Below are 4,335 nucleotides of genomic sequence, written 5' to 3'. Positions count from 1 at the left end.
GAAATCCATTCTTCCCTTGCCAGTTTTCCCGTTACCGTTTACTCTTTTCATGTGACCTCCTTGCTTTCCGTTGTTTTCGTTCAAAAACATGGTAGCAGGTGAGGTCATACCTTCGTTTCAACTAAGTTTAGGACACTTTCTCTCATCACATGCGTTTTCCTTGAGGAACTTTAGCTGATCCTCCGTTTCCACCCCTTCCGCCACAACCTTGATGTCCAGGATATGCGCCATGGCAATGATCAGGTTGGAAATAGCGGCGGCGTCCGGATCGGTGGTGATGTCAAAAATGAACGATTTGTCCACCTTCAGGTAATCAATTGGGAACTTTTTCAAATAGTTAAGCGAGGAGTAGCCTGTCCCGAAGTCGTCAATGGAAATGTCCACCCCCATCTCCTTGATTTCTCCGAGGATGGCCACGGCCGACTCCACGTTTTTCATCACCACGCTTTCGGTAAGCTCCACGTTCAGGGACGCGGGGGCGACTCCGGATGCGGCGATGGCTTTTTCCATGGTCCGCAACAGGTCTTTTTTCCGGAACTGGATCGCGCTGATGTTCACCGCCACCGCCAGATGGCCGTAGCCCATATCGTGCCAAATCTTTGTCTTTTTAAGCGCTTCGATTAGCACCCACTCGCCGATAGGGGCGATAAGCCCGGTCTCCTCCGCCAGGGGAATAAAATCGGCCGGAGACACCATGCCTCTCGTGGGATGCGCCCAGCGTATCAGCGCTTCCATCCCTGTGACGGCCCCGGTGACAAGGCTCACCTTGGGTTGGTAGTAAATGACGAACTCCTCCCTTTCCAGCGCCCTGCGAAGGTCGTTTTCCAGGCTTAACATTTCCCTTGTACGGACGTTCATCGCCGGGGTGTAAAGCTGGAAGGTATTTTTGCCTTCATCCTTTGCGCGTTTCAAGGCGGACTGCGCGTTCCTGATCAGCATGGCCGCTTCCGTCCCGTCGGCAGGGTACAGGGCCACACCGGCGCTGGCGGTGATGAAAATTTCGTGCCCCATTATCGTGAAGGGATCCTCCACCGCCTTGATCGCCCTGAAGGCCAGATGGGCCGCGTCCTGTTCCGTATGTGGATCCTCCATAAGCAACGCAAACTCATCGCCACTGAACCTGGCGATGGTGTCCCCCTCCCTGGCCCAGGGGGAGAACCTCGCCGACACCCGCTGCAAAAGTTCGTCCCCGGCCACATGCCCCAGTGTTTCGTTGATGTTCCTGAACCTGTCTAGCCCCACAAAGAGGACGGCCAGCTTTTTCCCCTCGCGATGGGCGGATGAGATGGCAAGGTCCAGCCTGTCCTCGAACAGGGCTCTGTTGGGCAGGTCCGTGAGCGCGTCGTGGGAGATGTGACGCTGTATGGTCTCCTCGCTTTTCTTTATCTGCGTTATGTCGTGGAATATGGAGACATACCTGATGGTCTTTCCATTGGCGTCCTTGATGGCGCGGATGTTCAGCCACTCCGGATAAGCTTCCCCGCTTTTCCTGCGGTTCCAAATCTCCCCGCTCCATCCCCCCTGTGTCAACAACGAGCGCCACAGCCCCTTGTAAAACTCTTTGTCCTGGCGTTGGGAGCGCAACACCCTGGGCGTCAGCCCGATAAGCTCGTCAGCCGCATATCCGGTTATGGCGGTTACGGCGGGGTTGACAAACTGGATGACCCCGGCCGGATCGGTGACTATTACCCCTTCAATGGCGTTTTCGAATATCTTGCGGGCAAGTGCGAGCTGATCCTCCGCCGCCTTTCTCTCCGTTATGTCCTGTACGGCGCCGATCATCCTCACCGCCTTGCCGGTGTGGTCGTAGAACACCTCCGCCCACTCGTGGACAATCCGCAAGGCGCCGTCCGGCCGGACGATCCTGTGCTCTATGCTGTACTTGGTGTTTTTCTTCAGGGCGTTTTCCACCGCCGATGTGACCAATGACCTGTCTTCCGGATGTACAAAACCCATGAACGCCTCATAGGTGGCGCCGAAACTTTCCTTGTCCACTCCAAAGATACGGTATATCTCGTCCGACCATTTAAGGCCGCCGGTTGCCATGTCCCAGTCCCAGTTCCCCATTTTGGCTATCTTCTGGGCCTCTTCCAGGCTTTTGGCCGATTTGGCGACGCTTTCCTGCGCCCTGTCCCTGCTGCGGCTGATAAGGTATAGCGCCACGCTGCCCGCGACAACGATCAAAAGCCATAACGCCGTTATCACCGCGAACTGGCGGTCCTGCGAAGCGGTCCTTCCGGCGAATATCTGACCGAGCGTCTCTCCCGCCTCTCCAGCCATCGCCAGGGTCTCCTGGAAAGAGTTCTCAAATTCCCGGTCGGAATAGGAAACCGGGCCGGTGTCCGAAATCTCTTTCCAGCGTTTCTCCGATAGCTGCTTTAACCGGACAACGCTCCATCTTAAGTCGGCCAGTTTTCCTGTAAGTTTCACCTCGTCTTTTTCCCCGGCCTCGCGCTTGCCGGGCAGGCTTTCATCTATCGCCTTGATGGCGCTTTCAAAGCGCAGTTTGGCTTCCTCCATTTTGCCGGCGGAACCGGAGTGGACAGCCTCTTCAAGCCGCAGGTGGGCGATGGAGATATCCTCCCTGACCTGGGCCAGGCGGGTGGACAAGTTTTCGTGGCTGCGGAAAAATTCTGCCCAGGAGGCATGATGAAAAAAAAGCATGGCGAGGAACAAAAGCGCCGTTGCCAGCGCGCCGGCCAAAGTCGTCCCTGTCCGCTGCAACGGTCTTCTTCTCATGCTCATTGGATTATTTCAGAAGTATATTACAAGCCTCTTTAAACTAATTTTAAAGCAACATCCGGGATAATTCGATACATTTCATTTTTCAACACCATCCGCGCCCTGGAGATTATATTGTGTTTGCCCACAGGGGCCGTTTCAAATGAGTTATAATTCACCCGGTCAAAAACAAAAGAACTGGCACCTTGGCACTTCAAAGCGCGTTTGGTTTCATCGTCCTTGTGGCGTTTGCTTGGGTGGTCAGCGAGAACCGCCGCAAGGTGGACGCCAGGATTGTAATCGCAGGCTCTCTCCTTCAAATAGGGCTGGCGGCCTTGATACTTAATTTTCCCCCGATCAAGTCGCTGTTCCTGCTCTTAAACGAGATGGTGGGCGCCTTGGAGCGATCCACTGTGGCCGGCACTTCGTTTGTCTTCGGATACCTGGGGGGCGGCCCGCTTCCATTCGATGAAAAAAATCCCGGCATGACGTTCATCTTCGCCTTCCGCGGGCTGCCGCTGGTGCTGGTGATAAGCGCCCTTTCTTCGCTCCTGTTCTACTGGCGGATACTGCCGGTGATAGTGCGGGCGTTCGCCTGGGCCTTGCGAAAGACAATGGGTGTCAACGGCCCTGTGGGCCTATCCACTGCGGCGAACATTTTCGTCGGCATGGTGGAGGCGCCCCTTTTCGTCAGGCCATATCTTGCAGGCATGACCAGAAGCGAGATGTTCATTGTGATGACCGGCGGCATGGCCACAATAGCCGGGACGGTGATGGTGCTGTACTCGATAATATTGTCAAAGACCATTCCGGACGCGATGGGGCACATCCTCACCGCCTCGATAATCAGCGCCCCGGCCGCCATCATGACTTCGCTTATCATGATTCCCGAGACCCAGGCCACCGCCGATGGTGGAGCAGACCCGCGTTCGGACGCGAAAAGCTCCATGGACGCCATAACAAAAGGGACGGCCGAAGGGGTGACGCTGCTGATAAACATCATCGCCATGCTGGTGGTGCTCGTGGCGCTGGTGGCCCTGGTCAATCAGCTGCTCGGCGTTTTTCCCATGGTGGACGGCAAGCCGCTGACGCTCCAGACTATGCTCGGGTGGGTGATGGCCCCGGTGACGTGGCTGATGGGCGTTCCATGGGGCGAAGCGAAGACCGCCGGATCGCTGATGGGGATCAAGACGGTCTTAAACGAGCTTTTGGCGTACCTGCAAATGTCCCAGTTGCCGGAAGGCGCGCTAAGTCCCCGAAGCAGGCTTATCATGACCTATGCCATGTGCGGCTTCGCCAACTTCGGAAGCCTTGGGATAATGATCGGCGGGATGGGGACGATGGCTCCGGAGAAGAAAGATATGATTGTGTCGCTGGGGATGAAGTCCATCCTTGCCGGGACCCTTTCCACCTGCATGACAGGCGCGGTGGTTGGGATTGTGGGGTGAGGCGTTTAATTCACGGCGGATTTTGCCGGAAAGTGTCCTAAACTTAGTTGAAACGAAGGTATGACCTCACCTGCTACCATGTTTTTGAACGAAAACAACGGAAAGCAAGGAGGTCACATGAAAAGAGTAAACGGTAACGGGAAAACTGGCAAGGGAAGAATGGATT

2 protein-coding genes are annotated in these 4,335 nt (G+C 55.7%); one reads left to right on the top strand and one right to left on the bottom strand.

The genetic code is table 11. The features are described from left to right. Positions 1 to 117: 117 nt before the first annotated feature. Entirely contained in the window at positions 118 to 2,745 is a 2,628-nt protein-coding gene (locus tag HZB29_05675; protein ID MBI5815082.1) for an EAL domain-containing protein, read from the bottom strand. 182 nt (positions 2,746 to 2,927) lie between these two features. Here HZB29_05675 and HZB29_05670 point away from each other — a divergent pair, with 182 nt between their 5' ends. Continuing rightward, the gene (locus HZB29_05670) at positions 2,928 to 4,169 is read left to right on the top strand and encodes a nucleoside:proton symporter (protein MBI5815081.1); all 1,242 of its coding nucleotides are present in this window, start codon (positions 2,928 to 2,930) and stop codon (positions 4,167 to 4,169) included. Positions 4,170 to 4,335: the final 166 nt, after the last annotated feature.

Source organism: Nitrospinota bacterium (assembly GCA_016235255.1).
Classification (GTDB): Bacteria; Nitrospinota_A; UBA7883; order UBA7883; family JACRLM01; genus JACRLM01.
This window is presented reverse-complemented; position numbering and strand designations above follow the sequence as displayed.

Bases quoted from the DNA above. Each gene is read 5' to 3' on its own strand.
- HZB29_05675 (MBI5815082.1), bottom strand. From the start codon at position 2,745: ATGAGCATGAGAAGAAGACCGTTGCAGCGGACAGGGACGACTTTGGCC.